Here is a 17396-nt window from a genome sequence, read left to right on the forward strand (position 1 = left end):
ATAGGCGATGTTAGATTATAACAAGCCACCTGTTATTCAATTGGATCAATATCTAAATACCAACGCACTTTGTTTTTGAGTTTGAGTGTGCTGATGTGCTGATTAAAGGTGGATAGTATTTGATGGAGCGTTGCTCGGTTGTTGGATTGTAGATATAGGTTGAAGTAATAGTAGTCTGATTTTTTTTCAATGGTGTTGGCTACTGGCCCCCAAATTTCTACTGAGTCCATTTGTATGCTTTTTAATAAAACGGCTGCTTCATGTAAGAAATTCTCAGCATTTTGTTTGTTTTTTGCATTGGCACATAATAATGCTTGGTGTGAAAAAGGCGGCATCATTGCGCTTAGGCGTTGTTTGAGGAGTTGGCTAGCAAATTGTGTGTAGTGAGATGATAAAACAAAGTTAAAAATTGGATGCTCGGGGTAGCGAGTTTGAATAACAACCTCGCCTTTTTCTTTATGTCTGCCAGCACGGCCTGATACTTGAATGAGTAGTTGGGCTAAATATTCAGTTGCTCGGAAATTAAGGGATAAAAATCCAGCATCAATATCCAAAATACCAACCATTGCAAGGTTGGAAAAATCATGCCCCTTGGCTAACATTTGCGTACCAATAATAATACAAGGTTCACCAGCATTAATTTGCTCTAAGTGTTGTGCAAAGGCCTTTTTGCGTCGTGTGGTGTCACGATCAATGCGGATAATAGGCGTGTCTTCAAAGTGTGAAGACAGTGTTTCTTCTAGTCTTTCTGTGCCATAGCCTAATACTTCAAGATTCTGCTCACAGCAATCTGGACAGGTGTGTTCTGGCATTTTCTCATCATCACAATGATGGCATTTAAGACGATTGATATGGCGGTGATAAACCATGGTTGAATCGCAATGATCGCATCGCGCTTTCCAGCCACACTGCGTGCAATAATAAACAGGTGCATAACCTCGACGGTTAATAAACAACATGACCTGCCTTCCGGCGGATAAATATTGTTTGGTTTTTTCAACCAACATTTTAGACAAGACGCCATCAGTATTACTGCGTATATCAATCAAACTGACCTTTGGCAGGGTGGCACCACCTGCGCGTTTGGTGAGTGTGATACGTGTGATTTTCTCATCCATTACATTTTTTAACGATTCTAATGAAGGCGTTGCTGTACCTAAGACTAGTGGGATATTGGTTTGTTTGGCGCGGATAAGGCTTAAGTCTCTAGCACAATACCGAAAACTTGATTGTTGCTTAAATGAGTTATCATGCTCCTCATCAATAATGATTAAGCCTAGGTTTGGCATTGGTGCAAAAATGGCACTTCGTGTGCCAAGTACCACGCCAGCCTTACCATTTTTAGCCATGAGATAGGCATCTAGTTTTTGAGTTTCGTTGAGTTGCGAATGAATCGCCACTACGCGTGTTTTTAGGCGTGACTCAAAACGGATAATCATTTGTGGCGTTAGCCCAATTTCTGGCACCAATACCAACACTTGTTTTCCTTGGTCAAGCATTGCTTGGGTGGTGTGTAAATACACCTCAGTTTTGCCGCTACCAGTCACACCGTGGAGTAAAAAAGCGTGATATTGGTGGGTTGATTTTAAGATTTGTGCGATGGCAATGTTTTGCTCATCTGTGGGTTTAAAGTCTGGTTGCTGTGTTTTATTTGGCAAGCTAGTAATTCTTTTAATGTTTGCTTCTTTACCTAAACGCAAGTTCTTAGGTAGTGCAGTTGAAATCACCTCGCCAATTGGATGGTGATAATAATTGGCCGACCAAAACAAGAAATTCAAGGTTGGCTTGTCTAAAATTGGCGTTTTGTCTAACACTTCTTCAACAGATCTAAGCTTATCAAAATTACTTTTATTCTTAATAGCTAGTACAATGCCGATTACTTTCTTACGCACAAAAGGTACTTTAACACGCATGCCAACAAGCACCTCATTATCACATAGGTAGTCAAAAGTTTTATTTAATGGTACGGGTATAGCAACTTCAACGATTGATGACAAGATAATAGACTTTTGATAAAATTAGGTTATTTTATCAATAAATATCATTAAGTCCAAGGTTAAGTATGGTGGTTATTCAAAATAGTATTCATGATTCATCTGTTAATGAGTATGATTTAAGCAACACTTTGCAAAAAGCGCTTAAAGAGCTAGGCAAGGGTGAAAGCGAGTTATTGATTCGATTGGTCAATAAAACAGAAATTCAAAACCTTAATAAAATTTATCGTCATCAAGATAAACCTACTAATGTATTGTCATTTCCAAGCGATTTGCCGATTGAAATTAATGAGGCACTTTTAGGCGATGTGGTGATTTGTACACAGGTCATCTTAAGAGAGTCTATTGAACAGCATAAATCTTTTAATGATCACTTAACTCATATGGCAATTCACGGTATGTTGCATTTATTGGGCTATGACCATATTGATACTAAAGATGCGCAGCAGATGGAAAGTCTGGAGATAAAAATCTTAGCAAAAATTGGGATTAACAACCCTTATTAAGTTAGCAAGAAATGTCACCATTCATTTGGGGTAAGCAAAGGTTCACCCGCTTTAAATGCTAGACATTTTACCAATACGCTCAATAGCACATAATTTATTATCAATGTAATACATTTTTAACTGGCTTCTTTCCCAAGGCGGAATACTGGCCTCTTGTAAGACTTTTTTTAGTGATTGAGTGTGTGTTTTCCCTAGTAATTTAATGCGCTGGCCTTCTTGTCGATAACGAATTGAAATTTTTTTTAAATCCTTAAACTCTTCATAAAATGGACAAGATTCGTTTTTTCTTGGTAGGGCTTTATTGATGAAATATAGTTCATTTTGGTAGCGTCTAATCTCATATTTATCCCAACATACCAAAGGGTTAGCATCTTCTTTTGTGTGTAGTAGTTCAATAATTTGGTGCATTATTTTATCGCTAGGTGTTAAAAAGTTAAGAAAATTTAAATGATGGAGAAGAACATTTTTAATTCTGTGAGTTCCAAGTTTGGTAAGTTTGCTTGTATCGATACGATTGGTACTATTGATAATATGATGCATCTTGATATCAATATCAGCCAATTCGCGTATAAGTTTTAAGGTTTCTGATTGGTGTTTTGCGCTTCTGGCAAGTGTTCTACCTAAATTTTTATACACGTCAGATAATTTAGGTAGAATTTCTAATCGCAAGAAATTACGCCTAAAATTAGTATTTTTGTTGCTATCGTCTTCTATCCAGCTTAACTTGTTATTTTCAGCATAATCAATAATTTGAGACTTGTTAATTGTTAAAAAAGGACGATAGTGAATACCTTTGCCTAAAGGTTTTTCTTTAGGCATGGCGGCTAACCCTTTGATACCACCACCACGGAACAGTTGTAGAAGCAGGGTTTCTGCTTGGTCGTTCTGATGGTGCGCTGTGCAAAGCACCTCATTTTCTTTTAATGAGTTAGATAGCGAATGATAGCGTTTTTTTCGTGCATTTTCTTCGATATTAGATGTATTATCGAAGGATAAATCAATACTTAAATAGGCGATATTAAGGCTTAAGCATAGTTTTTCACAAAACTTATCCCATTCATTACAATATTGAGACAAATGATGATTGTAATGAATGACGCTTGTTTTATTGGGATAATGCATGTTTAAATAATGCAACAGTACGACAGAATCAATGCCGCCACTAAGACTGAGGACAATTTTCTTGCTCTCAAGAAATAAATCTTTAGTCTTTAAATCTTCCAAAACTTAAGAGTTTTTCTTGTCTATTTTGTAACAACTGTTCTATTGGTAGTTGTTTAATTTCATTGAGTTGTTGTGTTAACGCCTCTTTTAGTAGCACTTTTGCTTGAAGAGGGTTGCGGTGGATGCCACCTAGTGGCTCATCAATAATGATGTCAATCAGCCCTTCTTCTTTAAGATGGGCTGAGGTTAGCTTTAAAGATTCTGCTGCAAGGTTGGCCTTGGTTGTATCTTTATATAAAATGGAAGCACAGCCTTCTGGGGAAATCACGGAGTAAATACTGTATTTAAACATCATGATTGTATCTGCCACACCAATTGCTAGTGCACCACCAGAACCGCCTTCGCCAATGACTACCGAGATAATGGGCGTTGCAAGTGTTGACATTTCAAATAAGTTTTTAGCAATGGCTTCACTTTGACCTCGCTCTTCAGCGCCAATACCAGGGTAAGCACCAGGCGTGTCAATAAAAGTAACAACAGGCATTGAGAATTTTTCAGCCAGTTTCATTAAACGCAAGGCTTTGCGATAGCCTTCAGGCCTAGGCATGCCAAAATTGTATTTGAGTTTTTCTTGAGTGGTTCGCCCTTTTTGCTGGCCAATAAACATTACTGGCTGGGCATCTAATGTTGCAATGCCACCAATAATAGCATGGTCATCACCATAGGCACGATCGCCGTGTAATTCAGTAAATTCATCAAATACATGAGAAATATAATCAAGTGTATAAAGGCGTTTAGGGTGGCGTGCTAGTTGAGATATTTGCCAGTCGTTTAAAGAGGAAAAGATTTTTTTGGTTAAAGCACTGCTCTTGACTTTAAGCGCCTCCATTTCATTAACAATGTCTGCTTTGTCTTTAATATTGTCAAGTGCTCGTATTTTTTCCTCTAGCTCGGCAATGGGTTGTTCAAAATCAAGGTAATCTAAGTTCATACTCTGGTTTAAAATTCGTTCATATATCAATGTTTGAAATTATAGCAGAAACACTGGCATTTTTAGCTTTCGCCACTTTTATATTTGTTGTTTGAATGTATTTGAGTTAGTTTTGTAAAATCTTTATAGACATCTTGTTCAATTTAAATGAGTAAGATTTGATACGTTTTTGTTAATTATGAGGAAATTAATGCAAAATTCTTACTAAATGGTTAAAAAAATAAAAGGTATTAACGTTGTTTTTTAGTAAAAAAAGGAAGGAAAATGGATGTAATTTATTGGCTAATTCCCAGTATGATTTTTGTTGGTGTTGTTCTTGTTATTCTTTTAATGATAAGCGTTAAAAATGGTCAGTTTGATGATTTAGAAGGAGAAGGACAACGCATTCTATTTGATGAAGAGCGGACAAACTTAGAACTTAAAAAAAATACGAAAAATAAGGTTGACAATTCATCTTTTTGATAGAAAATTTGCATTTAAAGATTTTAGAAAAAAACAAGGCAAATAAAAAGAAGATGGCTAAAAATATAATTGACGGTCTATTTGGTAAATCACCCATTAGTCCATTACAAAAACACATGACACAAGTGCATTCATGTATTTCAGAACTCAACGGCTTTATGGTTGCCATCCATGCCCAAGATTGGGTACAAGCTGAAAGAATTAGAAGCGACATTGGTACCAAAGAAGGAGAAGCAGACATTCTTAAAAAGAAGCTGCGTTTGAGCTTACCTTCAACATTCATGATGCCTTTCTCACGTAGAGATTTGCTTGATTTATTGCTGATTCAAGACTCTATTGCCAATATCACTAAGGATGTTTCGGGCTTGATGATTAATCGCAAGATGACCCTGCCAGATGAGATTTTTGATGATGTGATAGAATTGACCAAGGTCTGTATCAAAACATCATCCATGGCGCTTAAAGCTGTTAATGAACTGGATGAGTTGCTAGAGACTGCATTTGGTAGTCGTGAGCGAAAAGTTGTTGGCTCTATTATTAAAGATGTGAATGAACTTGAAAGCAAATCTGACAAAATTCAGCACGAAATTCGTGTTAAATTATTTCCATTAGAGTCTAGTTTGCCACCTGTTGATGTTATGTTTTATTATCGTGCTGTGGAATGGCTGGGTGAACTTGCAGATGCTGCGCAAAAAGTTGGCTCAAGACTAGAAGTACTATTAGCAAGATAAGGAGACTGCCATGGACATTATTGAAAATAATGCTGATATTTTTATTATGTTGGCGATTGGGTTTGGACTGTTTATGGCTTGGGGTATTGGTGCTAATGATGTTGCTAATGCCATGGGCACTTCGGTGGGTTCTGGCGCTATTACCTTTAAGCAGGCAGTTGTTATCGCGGTTATTTTCGAATTTTCTGGTGCAATTCTTGCGGGTGGAGAGGTGACTGCCACTATTCGTAAAGGCATTTTGGATGCAGCATTATTCACTGATAGCCCGTATTTATTAGTATATGGCATGCTTGCTTCGCTTTTAGCGGCAGGCACATGGTTATTGATTGCCTCATCTTTAGGCTGGCCAGTTTCTACAACGCATTCAATTGTTGGTGCTATTGTTGGTTTTGGCGCAGTAGGTGTGGGTGTTGATGCGATCGCTTGGGATAAGGTAATTAAAATCGTGATGAGTTGGGTAGCATCTCCAGTGCTTGCTGGTACACTTGCTGTTATTATTTTTAAGAGCTTACAATCTTTAGTGATTGACACCAAAGATCCTTTGGCCAATGTTAAAAAATATTTGCCATTTTATGTATTCTTTGTTGGTTTTATCATTGCATTAGTTACGTTATTTAAAGGCCTTAAACATGTCGAGTCTTTAAAATATATCTCTAAAGACGCCTCTTTAAGTGTGATGATTGCAGTTGCAGTTGGTATCTTAGCAGCTGTGATTTCTGCATTTATTATGAGGCGTATCAAGATAGACCCTAAGGACGACAAAGATTTTCATTATGCCAATATGGAAAAGCTTTTTGCTGTGCTGATGGTGATTACTGCATCTGCCATGGCATTTGCACATGGCTCTAACGATGTTGCCAATGCCATTGGTCCACTGGCTGCGGTTTATAGTATTGTGGAGGCCGGTGGCGATATTGCCTCAAGAAGTGTCGTACCTTCGTGGGTTTTGCTGGTTGGTGGTGGTGGTATTGTATTTGGTTTAGTGACTTATGGATTTAAAGTGATGAAAACCATTGGTAAAGGTATCACAGAACTTACCCCTTCTCGTGGCTTTGCTGCTGAATTGGCCGCTGCAACAACGGTAGTTTTGGCCTCATCAACAGGCATTCCTGTGTCAACCACGCAGGTTTTGGTAGGGGCAGTATTGGGTGTTGGTATTGCTAGAGGTGTGGCGGCACTTAACATGCGGGTTATTAATACGATTTTCTTATCTTGGTTAATTACTTTACCAGCAGGTGCAATCATATCTATTTTATTTTTCTTTGCACTTAAGGGTGCGTTTGGAGCGTAGACAATGACGTTAGAAGAAATCCAAGTAAAAATTCAAGCAGGTATAGAAAATTCAATAGTTACCATGGAGGGCGATGGTTGTAGTTGTTCAACAAAAGTAGTTTCACCAATTTTTGAGGGAATGTCACTATTGGCTAGGCAAAAAATGATACTTGCTGTTATGAATGAAGAAATTACCAACGGTACACTTCATGCGCTTAGTATCAAAACACGTACGCCAGAAGAAGATGTCTAAAAACTTTTAAAACTTATTCATTTTCATGTGTCACTTGTTGATCGAAGTCTATACTAACCATAATATTAATTGGATGACAATAAACTGAATAATCTTTTCTATATAACTTTGATTAGACACCGAACAATCAATATTCAGTTCAATCAACTCGCCAAAATAAGGGCATTGGACGCTTTGTTGTTGGCATTCATTCATCGATATTTCGCTCTTTAAGATCCCTTATAATGAACTCGGCCGGCATTGCAGCTGAATAATTAACCCAATGCGTAATTTCATCACTATGGCGTTTACAACCGACACAATAGTAGCTTGATTATATTTGCAAATCTCCACACAGAGGCTGGCGATATATAGCGCCTCAGACGGACTTTTAACAGTCTGATATTTATTCATAAACCTATTATAGGATGCTAATGTAAAATGCCTGTTTTTATTTAAAACATTCTCTTATGAATTTTTCAGAATTAGGCTTGTCTGATTCAATTCTTAAAGCCATCGAGCAGCAAGGATACAGAGAGCCATCACCAATACAAGCTCAAACTATTCCAGCTATTTTAGAAGGCAAAGATGTCATGGCTACCGCCCAAACTGGCACGGGTAAAACAGCAGGATTCACTCTACCTATTCTTGAAATATTATCAAAAGGCAATCCCACAAAATCCAATCAGATTCGTACGCTAATCTTAACCCCTACACGTGAATTAGCTGCACAAGTCAGCGATAGTGTAACGACTTATGGTAAGTATTTGCCGCTTAGATCAAGCGTGGTGTTTGGTGGTATAAAGATTAATCCACAAATGCGAAAGTTACGTAGTGGTGTTGATATCTTAGTCGCTACACCAGGGCGATTGTTAGACTTATATTCTCAAAATGCAGTGAAATTTGACACATTAGAGATCGTTGTATTTGACGAGGCAGATAGAATGCTAGACATGGGGTTTATTCACGATATTAAGAGAATTTTAAAAATTTTGCCGTCAAAAAAACAAACACTCATGTTTTCAGCTACTTTTTCTAATGACATTCGAACTTTGGCAAAGAGTCTAGTTAGCAATCCTGTGGAAATATCAGTTACCCCGAGGAATTCTACCGTTAAAGCAGTAAAACAGTGGATTCATCCTGTTGATAAATCTAAAAAACAGGCATTACTAACGCACCTTATTCAAGAACATGGCTGGTACCAAGTATTGGTATTTAGTCGCACCAAGCATGGTGCGAATCGCATTGCAACTCAATTAGAAAAGAAAAAAATTAACGCAACTACCATTCATGGCAACAAAGGCCAAGGTGCACGCACAAGAGCCTTGGCAGATTTTAAAGCAGGTAAGGTTAATGTGCTAGTAGCAACCGACATTGCAGCAAGAGGTATTGACATTGATCAATTGCCACATGTTGTCAATTTTGATTTGCCACACGTGCCAGAAGATTACGTACATCGTATTGGTCGTACGGGTCGCGCCGGTTCAAAGGGAGAGGCGATTTCATTGGTTAGTGCTGATGAGGCTAAGCAATTATTTGATATTGAGCGTTTAACTCAAAAAAAATTAGAGCGCATTATGGTAGATAATTTTGTGCCAGAGCACTATTTGCCAGAATCGGGTAAAAAAATCTTGCCGCCAAAGATCAAAAAATCAAAAAAGAACAAGAGTCGTAATAAGCTTAGATACGGCAAAAATAGCAATTCTCAAGAAAATAAATCAAACAATAAAAAAGACTTTTTGGGCAGTAAATCCAATAAAAAACCCACAAGGAAAACAACATGAGAATTAAGTTAATCGCATTCATTGCTGCACTACTTTTAACCCCGGTTCATGCTGGATTATGGGAAAAAATAACCACAATGGGCGTTAAAACAGTCACGCCAACCTCAGAATATTTAATTGAAACACCAGGCTGGAATATTCGAGTATACGAATGGACGCCTGCTGATAATCCCAATACACGTTGCCTATTTGCGGCAGGCTCACAAAAAGGTGGTGTGGCTTGTTATTCGATTAACGATTAATTAGTGTGTTTTGACCCTATTTGGGAAGAACGCTGTCAAAATGTTGTCATTCTTTTAAGTGCTTAATAGAGGTAGTAATTTATTTAATACTTCATCAATAACGCATTTGTTAGCTTTGATGATTAATTTTACTTTTCTATCTCTAAAACTAAGCGTATTTACAATGATACTAGCAACCACACTAGGCTTTGTCTAGTTCGTTAATTTTTACTTCTATAAGTCCGCCACGAATACTAGTACTAATTGGTGAACAAATAACTATACCAATCTTTTTGGCATATTGCTTTGATGACAAAATAAGTACTGGGCGATATCTGACAATTTCTCTACCTTTTGTAGGTTCAAAATCTAGCCAAACAATATCACCCCTATTTGGAATATAGTTACTCATATTCACTGTTTAATAAATTAGGCGCTAATTCAATATGTGTATTACTCGATGTCATATCTGATAATAATTCTTGTTCGATAAATTTTCTTTTATTAAAGAAATATTGATTTTATCCATATAGCGTGTTCTTTAACAAAAGGAGAAAAATTTTCTCACATTGATAAAGGGTATTTTTTACAGTACTGTCCTTCGTTAAAGTTACGAAAATTAAAAAGACTAATGCTACCAATATGTCGAACATATGGATAATCCGAACAATTCAGGACTCGTCTTTGATACGGATAATCCTCCCAAGAGAATATAGTGTTGACTTGTTAAGTCCGTTATTTATACGTTTTTACTTTGGAGGTATTCTAATGAATAACCAAATAATAAAAAAACCAACAGTTATTAAACTGTGTACTTTAAGTAGTGCAACCATCTATCGCCTTATCAAAAAAGGTGAATCTTCAAAACAAATCAAACTAGCAGAAAGGAGTTCTGGCTGGTTACTGAGTGAAGTTGAATAGTGGCGATGATAAAGTTAACGCTAGAGACGGAGGTGAGCAATGAAGCATAATCTCAATAATAGATTTACTTTGTCTAGTGATAAGTACAACTGAATATTACTTGATAAACAACAAGGTAAAGTCAAAAAAAGTTTCTTTTCAAACGTCAAACAACTTAGTCAGTTCATAGGAGAACTAGTCGCAATAGAATCTCTAGACAAGGCTAGGTTGAGTTAGGAGATATACGCACTATAACCCCCTCGTATTCCTCTGTAATTGACAAGATAGTGGAACGTCTAGAGGTTTATATAGACTCGATAGTTAAAGATGAGAAAAGTAAGTATCGTAAATAAAACTATACGGTTTTGACACAACGATATTTATACACCTATGACTAATCAAAGTCGCAGTACAACAACAGTTGCGGCTTTGATAACCCACCCCAAAACAAGCGGTATTTTCTAGTATCTAATACTATAGATAACAAAGGAACATAAGATGATTAAAACTATACAAAATAGAAAGACTAAGTACTTTAAAGAATACTTAGAGATAAACAATGAACAACTAAAGATTAATGCTGGAGTAGGTAAAGGTATTTACCTAAATATTCTTAATAGAGTAATCAATCAACTAGACATAGCTTACTCAATTCACAAAAGACTCTTAGTTGTTAGGTTTGATTTACACCTAAAGAATTACACACCTAATAACACAGCAATGTTTAGGTTCATTAAGACAATTAAGCAATGGATAAGCCGTAACTATAAGATGAAAGACATTGGCTATGCCTGGGGCAAGAGAAGATGAGCGTAGTCGTTCAAAACAACAACATTACCACCTTGTATTGTTTCTTGAATGGAGATAAGATTAGACACCCTAACAAGTAGATTAAAACCTTTAGAACAATAGAATGGTTATTATATGATGTGTTGGAGATTGTAGATAATGTTTGGGTCAGATACTGTAATTGATACCAGCTAGTAGTATTTTTGGTTTTATTATTTAACGTAAATAGCTGTACCTGTTATTACTTGACTGTAATTTTCACCACCTACGAAAAATCCACCACCAAATCCATTAGAAAAGAAATTACCATAACTACCGGTAGATTCTTTACCCGTCTTTTCTAGAATAATTCCGTTAGCGCCAACTCTTGCTGCCTGTATTTTTAATTCCTCAACAGCCATATCTAAATTTTGCTGGTCTGTGAAGCCTATCTCAGACGAAGCTCTGACAGCAGCAATAACTTCATAATTAGCTGGAGGTACCTGATAAAACCTAACTTGTTCAAAACTAATTGCATCTCTTTTGACGCCAGTTACAAGTGTTGTTCCTGAAGCACAACCACCCAAATTAAAAGCAAAAATCACTAGAATAAATAAACTAAGTACCGTCTTCATAGTAAATCCTATTTAATATTTTAATAAGAAATATTATAAATCAAAAAAGACACTCGGATAATCTTTAACTTATTTTGAGTTTATCTAAATAATCCGACCACTGTTGCATCATATCTTTTCTTTTCTGAAGGTGTTCAGCCTGATTGTACACTGCTCGTATTTTGTTAGAATCAACGTGAGATAATTGCCTTTCTATTACATCACACTTCTAAACTCCAGTTCATTAAGTCTTGTGCTTGCCATATGCCTAAAGCCGTGAGTTGTAAATTGTTCTTTATCAACCCCTAAGTTTCTGATTGCACCTAACAATGAGTCCGTAGAAATACTTTCATTTTTATTTCTAGGAGTAGGGAATACGAAATTACTACCTGTTTCAATTTCACTAAGTTCTAGCAGTATATTTTGTACTTGGGTACTCATAAGTACTAGATGGTCTCTATTCATTTTCATTCTATTGACTTTGATACGAATAATGCTGTCGTTGAAATCAACCTCATCCCAAGTTAAATCAGTTAATTCGGAAGGCCTCAGAATACATAAGGAGCAATAGACAAAGCTGCCTTACTTGGAAGCTTCCTTTATGACCATCTATTGTCCGCAGTAACCATCCAATATCTTTAGGGTCGGTTAAAGTTTCATAATGTTTATTTGGTTTCTTTTTAAACGCATCACTAGACAAGTCTCGAACTGGATTTGTAGTAATAATTCCAAGAGCAACTGAATAGGTAAAAACTCTATTAGCTATGCTTTTTATTTTATATAGTGTATTCAGCACCCCTTTATCTTCTATTTTCTTTAACAGAGCAAGCATTTGTGGGGCTGACACTTCATCTATAGGATGATTATCAATGAAAGGGAGAAGGTATGTGATTCAGCTCTTTGTTTTACATCAATAGCATAGCCATTGCTCCATTCGTCTGTCTTATGAATATGCTATTGTTCAAACATCCGTTTAAAAGTTACAGAATCAATACTAGTACTCGCAAGTTTGTTACTGTTTTTAGGATTTATACCTTCTTTAAGAAGTTGTTTATTCGTATCTCTTGCTTGTCGAGCATCTAGTAAGGATATATTAGGATAATGTCCAAGAGTCATTATTGTAGCTTTGCCTTTATATCTGTATCTATGTAGCCATATTCTAGAACCACTAACTGCAACTTCTATAGTTAAACCATGAGAATCAGTCATGCGATATAGCTTATCTTTTGATTTAAGGTTTTTGACTTGTGTATCCGTAAGCATAATGTGAGTAGAGTTATATAAAAAGTGAGTATAAAACTATAATCTACTCACTATTAGGTAATATGTCAAAAGATGTTATGATTCAATATAACAATTAGAGTGGTAACAAAACCCTTATAGTATATGATGTTTATATACTATAAGGGTTGTTATGAGAATGTGTGAAAACAGAGTTTGGTGGAGATGGCGGGAATTGAACCCGCGTCCGAAAACTTTCAAACAAGAAGTCTACATGCTTAGCTTGGTCTATTGTAGTTAGCCACCTAACCACCCGACCATCAGGGATGTAAGTAGCGATTTCCAACAAGTTTTAACCGAATTACGTGAAAAAAATAATCCTAGCGAGTCTGTGAGCGACCGTCATCTTAAAAGTACAGACAACTCTTAAGCGACGGCTAGCTATGCAGCTAGAGCGTAGTTGTTTTCGTTTGCAACTATCTTTTTTAAAGCATATTTTACGAGTTGTCTTTATCCTCGGCATGCGTCCTTGAGATCCAACTCCTCGTCGAAGCCATGTCATCCCCAGAGGCAAACCATTATAACACCTTTTTATTGAATTGCCACTCTTGCAAATTTTCGTTTGCCTACTTGATAAACGTTCGTGCCAGTTTTTGGCTCAAAGTTTTTGTCTGTGATTTTTTCGCCATTGATTTTAGCGCCACCTTGTTTAATCATTTGGTAGGCATTTGAGGTGCTGGGACAAAGTCCAGCATCTTTGAACAACTTGGCAATTTTTATGCCAACTTTAAAGCTGAACTCATCCATTTCATCAGGTATTTGATTTTTACTAAAGCGGTCAATAAAGTTTTGCTGTGCTTGTTTGGCGGCATCAATATTATGAAAGCGAGTGATGATTTCATCAGCTAAGATAAATTTAATATCTCTTGGATTTTTGCCCTGCACCATTATCTGTTTTAAATCAGCAATCGCCTCTAAACTTTGGAAACTTAACAACTCAAAATAACGCCACATTAACGTATCAGAAATTGACATAATTTTGCCAAACATTTCATCAGGTGTATCATCAATACCGATGTAGTTGTCTAAGGATTTTGACATTTTTTGTACGCCATCTAATCCTTCTAAAATCGGCATGGTGAGGATAACTTGTTGCTCTTGTCTTGCTTGTTTTTGTAGTTCTCTGCCCACTAATAAATTAAATTTTTGATCCGTACCGCCGATTTCTACATCACTTTTTAATTCAACGGAATCATTACCTTGAATCAAAGGGTATAAGAATTCGTGGGTAGAAATGGTTTGCCCTGATTTGTAGCGCTTGGAAAAATCATCGCGTTCTAACATTCTAGCGATCGTTTGTTTACTGGCGAGTTGGATAAATGCCATCGATGTCATTTTATCCATCCACTGCGAGTTAAACATAATCGTGGTTTTGTCTTTATCCAAGATTTTGAATACTTGTTTGGTGTAGCTTTTGGCGTTTTCTTGAATCTGTTCTCGTGAAAGTGGCGGGCGAGTTTTGCTCTTACCTGTCGGGTCGCCAATCATGGCGGTGAAATCGCCAATTAAAAACAATATTTCATGCCCCAAATCTTGTAATTGCTTGAGTTTATTGATTAAAATCGTATGTCCTAAATGTAAATCAGGCGCGGTTGGGTCAAAACCTGCTTTGATGCGTAGTGGTTTGTCTTTTTTAAGTTTTTTCTTGAGCTCATCAAGTGGCAATATCTCATCAGCGCCACGCGCAAAAATAGCTAGTGCTTGTTCTATATTCATATTTTTCTATTGCCTGATGTGTCCGTCACCTAGGACGATAAATTTTTGTGAGGTTAATCCTTCCAAGCCAACAGGGCCACGCACGTGAAATTTGTCAGTACTGATACCGATTTCTGCACCCAAGCCATATTCAAAGCCATCGGCAAGACCAGTGGAAGCATTAATCATGACTGAGGCAGAATCTACTTCGGTAATAAAACGGCGTGAACGAGTGTAGTTTTCACTCACGATTGATTCAGTGTGACCTGAGCTATATTTATCAATATGTTTAATGGCATCACTCATTGAGCTAACAATACGGATAGATAAAACTGCATCCAAGTATTCTGTATTCCAATCTTTTTCAGTGGCCACAGTGATTTTATTTGATAGTTTTAGAGTTTCTTCACAGCCACGTAATTCCATCCCTTTTGCTAAGTATTGTGCAATCAGTTCGGGCAATATTCTGCCTACTGCATAGGCGTGGACTAGCAAGGTTTCAGTGGCATTACACACACCATAACGGCGCGTTTTAGCATTAAAGGCAATACTGATGGCTTTTTGTGTGTCAGCATCTTTATCAATATAAGTGTGACAAATGCCATCTAAATGCTTGATAAGAGGTACTTTGGAGCTGTTACTAATGGCTTCAACCAGACCTTTACCGCCTCTAGGAATAATAGCATCAACATAATCACTTGCTTGAACCAACTCAATCACAGCTTCACGATTTCGAGTGTCAATGAGTTGTGCGCAATTTTCATTAAGGCCTGCTTGCTTTATGCCTTGCTTGACACAGGCATAAAGCGCATGATTGGAATGTATAGCTTCTGACCCGCCACGTAGAATAACACTATTGCCTGATTTTAAACAAAGTGCTGCTGCATCAATAGTGACATTAGGCCGAGATTCGTAAATAATCCCCAATACACCGAGTGGCACGCGCATCTTACCCACTTGAATACCGCTTGGTTGGTATTTTAAATTTGTGATTTCACCAATAGGGTCTGGCAGATTGACAATTTGATTCAGACTTTCAATAATATCGTTAAGGCGCTCATCATCAAGCATGAGTCTATCAAGTAGCGCCACTTCCAGCCCTTTATCTTTGCCATTGGCAAGGTCTTGCTTGTTAGCTTTAAGTATGTTCGTTCTATTTTGGTCAATTTGATTGGCAATATTGATTAGTGCACTATTTTTAGCTACTGTTGTAGCACTACGTAGTGTTTTTGCAGCGTTTTTCGCATTTTCACCCATTGTGGTGATTAAATTTTTTATTGAACCCATTTTGTTTCCCCAGCCAAGCTTAGTAATAATACATGTAATTCATCAATAACATTAAGATTATCCATGCCTTTGATTGAGCGGTCAATGCGCCCTAGTGATAATAATAATTTTTGCAAACGCTGATAAGGATGACGTTTTAGTGCATTGGTAATAACAGGTTTTCTTTTGTTCCAAACTCGATGGTTTTGTAAGACTGTGTTAATATCTTTCACTTGTCTAAGCTCAATTGACATTCCAATTACTGATTCAATTTCTCGGTACAAGGAATTACTTAGCTGAATTGGCATAGCCATATCAGAGATTAAGGTTTGATAAATTTTATTAACCTGATTGCTATTGCCAAATAAAGCTGCATCAATTAAACTATAAACGGTGTATTTAGATTGTTGGTTGGCTTGTTCAAGATATTCTTGTGTGTTGATTTTGCCATTTGGATAAGCCATTTTTAGTTTTTGGATTTCCTGCATAGAGGCGGTTAAATTGCCTTCTGTGCAAAAAGCAATACTTTGTGCAATTTCTGTATTGGCTTCAAGCCCTAATTCTACCATGTGATTTGCAATCCAACCAACCAAATGATTGCTTTGCACTTCAAAATGCTGGACAACATTACCCAATTGTTCTAGTGTTTTGAACCATTTGCTTTTTTGTTGCGCCATGTCTAGCTTGCCAGTGGAAATAATTAACAAAATATTATCAGGTAGGGTGCTGGCAATTTCGCTCAATGCTTTGGCACCTTTAATGCCAATTTTTCCTGTTTTTAATTGACATTTAATGATGCGTTTTGGTGAAAAAAGCGAGGCGGTTGAAGTTTCTCTAAAAATCTGATTCCAATCAAAATCAGCATCAATCTCAAAGCTTATTTTTTCGTCAAATCCAGCTTGTTTTGCTGTCTTATTTATTTGTGCTAAACTTTGCTCAATAAGTAATATTTCTGCACCAAAAAATAAATAAATAGCATCAAGTTGCTGTGGTTTAATTTTCATTAAGTTTGGATAATTTTCTTAATAATTTTCTGATAATTAAATGGCGCAATTGCTGGTAACCTTCTTTAATTTGCAATCTGTCTGCTTGGAGTGTATTCATTTTATTCAGGTATGTATTAGCACTGAAAGTTTGAGATAGTAGTAGTTTTTTACGTTGATTAAAGACCTCAATAGGCACGCTTAGGCTTAGTGTGTAACTACTAGCTTCATTGCTTGAAGTGTATAAAGCGGTGCGTTGATTTTGATTTTCAGTACCTATTTGAACAACTAGAGTTTGAGGCATGTCTTGATTAAAGTACTTTTGTAATTCATCAGCAAAAGCATTGTGATGGCTACTGGCAATAGAGGCATTTATTTCTGAATTTTTATATGGTGTATGAAACCCGCAAGAACTAAGGAGTATTAGGATAATAGTAGCAGCTAATAAGTTGATTTTTGACATGATTCTGAAAGCATCTATTAATTAAGATAAGAATTATGACAGAATTTGAATTTATTTGTAGATAAATCT

Annotated in this window: 23 protein-coding genes and 1 other RNA gene; 9 read left to right on the top strand and 15 right to left on the bottom strand. The window is 36.6% G+C overall.

Annotation, left to right across the window (positions count from 1 at the left end):
- Positions 1-32 precede the first annotated feature (32 nt).
- Positions 33-1997, bottom strand: coding sequence for a replication restart helicase PriA (gene priA / locus HUE58_RS06425; protein WP_174606151.1), 1965 nt, complete (start codon positions 1995-1997; stop codon positions 33-35).
- Positions 1998-2062: 65 nt separating this feature from the next.
- On the opposite strand from priA, the gene ybeY reads away from it, so the two are divergent.
- On the top strand, positions 2063-2500 hold the full coding sequence (gene ybeY / locus HUE58_RS06430) for an rRNA maturation RNase YbeY (RefSeq protein WP_174606152.1): 438 nt from the start codon (positions 2063-2065) through the stop codon (positions 2498-2500).
- A 51-nt stretch (positions 2501-2551) separates the two neighbouring features.
- Here ybeY and tilS read toward each other — a convergent pair whose 3' ends face one another.
- Positions 2552-3724 (bottom strand): tRNA lysidine(34) synthetase TilS, encoded by a 1173-nt coding sequence (tilS, locus tag HUE58_RS06435; RefSeq protein WP_174606153.1) that lies wholly within the window; start codon positions 3722-3724, stop codon positions 2552-2554.
- Positions 3705-4655, bottom strand: coding sequence for an acetyl-CoA carboxylase carboxyltransferase subunit alpha (locus tag HUE58_RS06440; protein ID WP_174606154.1), 951 nt, complete (start codon positions 4653-4655; stop codon positions 3705-3707). Before HUE58_RS06440 ends, tilS begins: the two co-directional genes overlap by 20 nt.
- A gap of 264 nt (positions 4656-4919) precedes the next feature.
- Between HUE58_RS06440 and ccoS the strand changes: the two genes are divergently transcribed.
- Genes ccoS through HUE58_RS06460 form a run of 4 tightly spaced genes read left to right on the top strand, consistent with a single transcriptional unit; the run spans position 4920 to position 7373 of the window.
- The gene (gene ccoS, locus HUE58_RS06445; protein WP_174606155.1) at positions 4920-5117 is read left to right on the top strand and encodes a cbb3-type cytochrome oxidase assembly protein CcoS; all 198 of its coding nucleotides are present in this window, start codon (positions 4920-4922) and stop codon (positions 5115-5117) included.
- 53 nt (positions 5118-5170) lie between these two features.
- Positions 5171-5848, top strand: coding sequence for a TIGR00153 family protein (locus HUE58_RS06450; RefSeq protein WP_174606156.1), 678 nt, complete (start codon positions 5171-5173; stop codon positions 5846-5848).
- 10 nt (positions 5849-5858) lie between these two features.
- The gene (locus HUE58_RS06455; protein ID WP_174606157.1) at positions 5859-7139 is read left to right on the top strand and encodes an inorganic phosphate transporter; all 1281 of its coding nucleotides are present in this window, start codon (positions 5859-5861) and stop codon (positions 7137-7139) included.
- A gap of 3 nt (positions 7140-7142) precedes the next feature.
- Positions 7143-7373 (top strand): BolA family protein, encoded by a 231-nt coding sequence (locus HUE58_RS06460; protein ID WP_174606158.1) that lies wholly within the window; start codon positions 7143-7145, stop codon positions 7371-7373.
- 48 nt (positions 7374-7421) lie between these two features.
- Here the strand turns inward: HUE58_RS06460 and HUE58_RS07435 are convergent, their stop codons facing one another.
- Together HUE58_RS07435 and HUE58_RS06985 are read right to left on the bottom strand one after the other, a co-directional pair.
- On the bottom strand, positions 7422-7568 hold the full coding sequence (locus HUE58_RS07435) for a zinc ribbon domain-containing protein (protein WP_422851474.1): 147 nt from the start codon (positions 7566-7568) through the stop codon (positions 7422-7424).
- Positions 7561-7644, bottom strand: a complete 84-nt coding sequence (locus HUE58_RS06985; RefSeq protein ID WP_246260866.1) for a hypothetical protein — start codon at positions 7642-7644, stop codon at positions 7561-7563. The genes HUE58_RS07435 and HUE58_RS06985 overlap by 8 nt, the downstream gene beginning before the upstream one ends.
- 178 nt (positions 7645-7822) lie before the next feature.
- On the opposite strand from HUE58_RS06985, the gene HUE58_RS06475 reads away from it, so the two are divergent.
- Both HUE58_RS06475 and HUE58_RS06480 read left to right on the top strand, forming a co-directional pair.
- On the top strand, positions 7823-9136 hold the full coding sequence (locus HUE58_RS06475; RefSeq protein ID WP_174606159.1) for a DEAD/DEAH box helicase: 1314 nt from the start codon (positions 7823-7825) through the stop codon (positions 9134-9136).
- Positions 9133-9378, top strand: coding sequence for a hypothetical protein (locus HUE58_RS06480; protein ID WP_174606160.1), 246 nt, complete (start codon positions 9133-9135; stop codon positions 9376-9378). Before HUE58_RS06475 ends, HUE58_RS06480 begins: the two co-directional genes overlap by 4 nt.
- 181 nt (positions 9379-9559) lie before the next feature.
- Here HUE58_RS06480 and HUE58_RS07260 read toward each other — a convergent pair whose 3' ends face one another.
- Complete coding sequence (locus HUE58_RS07260) at positions 9560-9769, bottom strand: type II toxin-antitoxin system PemK/MazF family toxin (protein WP_340689621.1); 210 nt, start codon at positions 9767-9769, stop codon at positions 9560-9562.
- Positions 9770-10125: 356 nt separating this feature from the next.
- On the opposite strand from HUE58_RS07260, the gene HUE58_RS06490 reads away from it, so the two are divergent.
- Together HUE58_RS06490 and HUE58_RS06495 are read left to right on the top strand one after the other, a co-directional pair.
- Positions 10126-10278 (top strand): helix-turn-helix transcriptional regulator, encoded by a 153-nt coding sequence (locus HUE58_RS06490; protein ID WP_174606161.1) that lies wholly within the window; start codon positions 10126-10128, stop codon positions 10276-10278.
- Positions 10279-10755: 477 nt separating this feature from the next.
- A complete protein-coding gene (locus HUE58_RS06495; protein WP_174606162.1) occupies positions 10756-11067 on the top strand; it encodes a hypothetical protein in 312 nt (103 codons plus the stop codon).
- A gap of 191 nt (positions 11068-11258) precedes the next feature.
- Here HUE58_RS06495 and HUE58_RS06500 read toward each other — a convergent pair whose 3' ends face one another.
- The 9 genes from HUE58_RS06500 to HUE58_RS06530 form a co-directional block, all read right to left on the bottom strand.
- Positions 11259-11660, bottom strand: a complete 402-nt coding sequence (locus HUE58_RS06500; protein ID WP_174606163.1) for a hypothetical protein — start codon at positions 11658-11660, stop codon at positions 11259-11261.
- Positions 11661-11855: 195 nt separating this feature from the next.
- Entirely contained in the window at positions 11856-12194 is a 339-nt protein-coding gene (locus HUE58_RS06990; protein ID WP_340689641.1) for a tyrosine-type recombinase/integrase, read from the bottom strand.
- Positions 12169-12486 (bottom strand): phage integrase central domain-containing protein, encoded by a 318-nt coding sequence (locus HUE58_RS06995; RefSeq protein ID WP_246260794.1) that lies wholly within the window; start codon positions 12484-12486, stop codon positions 12169-12171. Before HUE58_RS06995 ends, HUE58_RS06990 begins: the two co-directional genes overlap by 26 nt.
- A gap of 107 nt (positions 12487-12593) precedes the next feature.
- A complete protein-coding gene (locus HUE58_RS07000) occupies positions 12594-12902 on the bottom strand; it encodes an Arm DNA-binding domain-containing protein (protein ID WP_246260795.1) in 309 nt (102 codons plus the stop codon).
- Between the two features lie 175 nt (positions 12903-13077).
- Positions 13078-13426: a transfer-messenger RNA gene (ssrA, locus tag HUE58_RS06510) on the bottom strand.
- Positions 13427-13451: 25 nt separating this feature from the next.
- Positions 13452-14636, bottom strand: a complete 1185-nt coding sequence (tyrS, locus tag HUE58_RS06515; RefSeq protein WP_174606164.1) for a tyrosine--tRNA ligase — start codon at positions 14634-14636, stop codon at positions 13452-13454.
- Positions 14637-14642: 6 nt separating this feature from the next.
- Positions 14643-15902, bottom strand: a complete 1260-nt coding sequence (locus HUE58_RS06520; RefSeq protein WP_174606165.1) for a glutamate-5-semialdehyde dehydrogenase — start codon at positions 15900-15902, stop codon at positions 14643-14645.
- A complete protein-coding gene (gene holA, locus HUE58_RS06525; RefSeq protein WP_174606166.1) occupies positions 15890-16885 on the bottom strand; it encodes a DNA polymerase III subunit delta in 996 nt (331 codons plus the stop codon). Before holA ends, HUE58_RS06520 begins: the two co-directional genes overlap by 13 nt.
- A complete protein-coding gene (locus HUE58_RS06530; protein WP_174606167.1) occupies positions 16875-17327 on the bottom strand; it encodes an LPS-assembly lipoprotein LptE in 453 nt (150 codons plus the stop codon). The genes holA and HUE58_RS06530 overlap by 11 nt, the downstream gene beginning before the upstream one ends.
- Positions 17328-17396 lie beyond the last annotated feature (69 nt).

Source organism: Candidatus Ruthia endofausta, assembly GCF_013342985.1.
GTDB lineage: Bacteria > Pseudomonadota > Gammaproteobacteria > PS1 > Pseudothioglobaceae > Ruthia > Ruthia endofausta.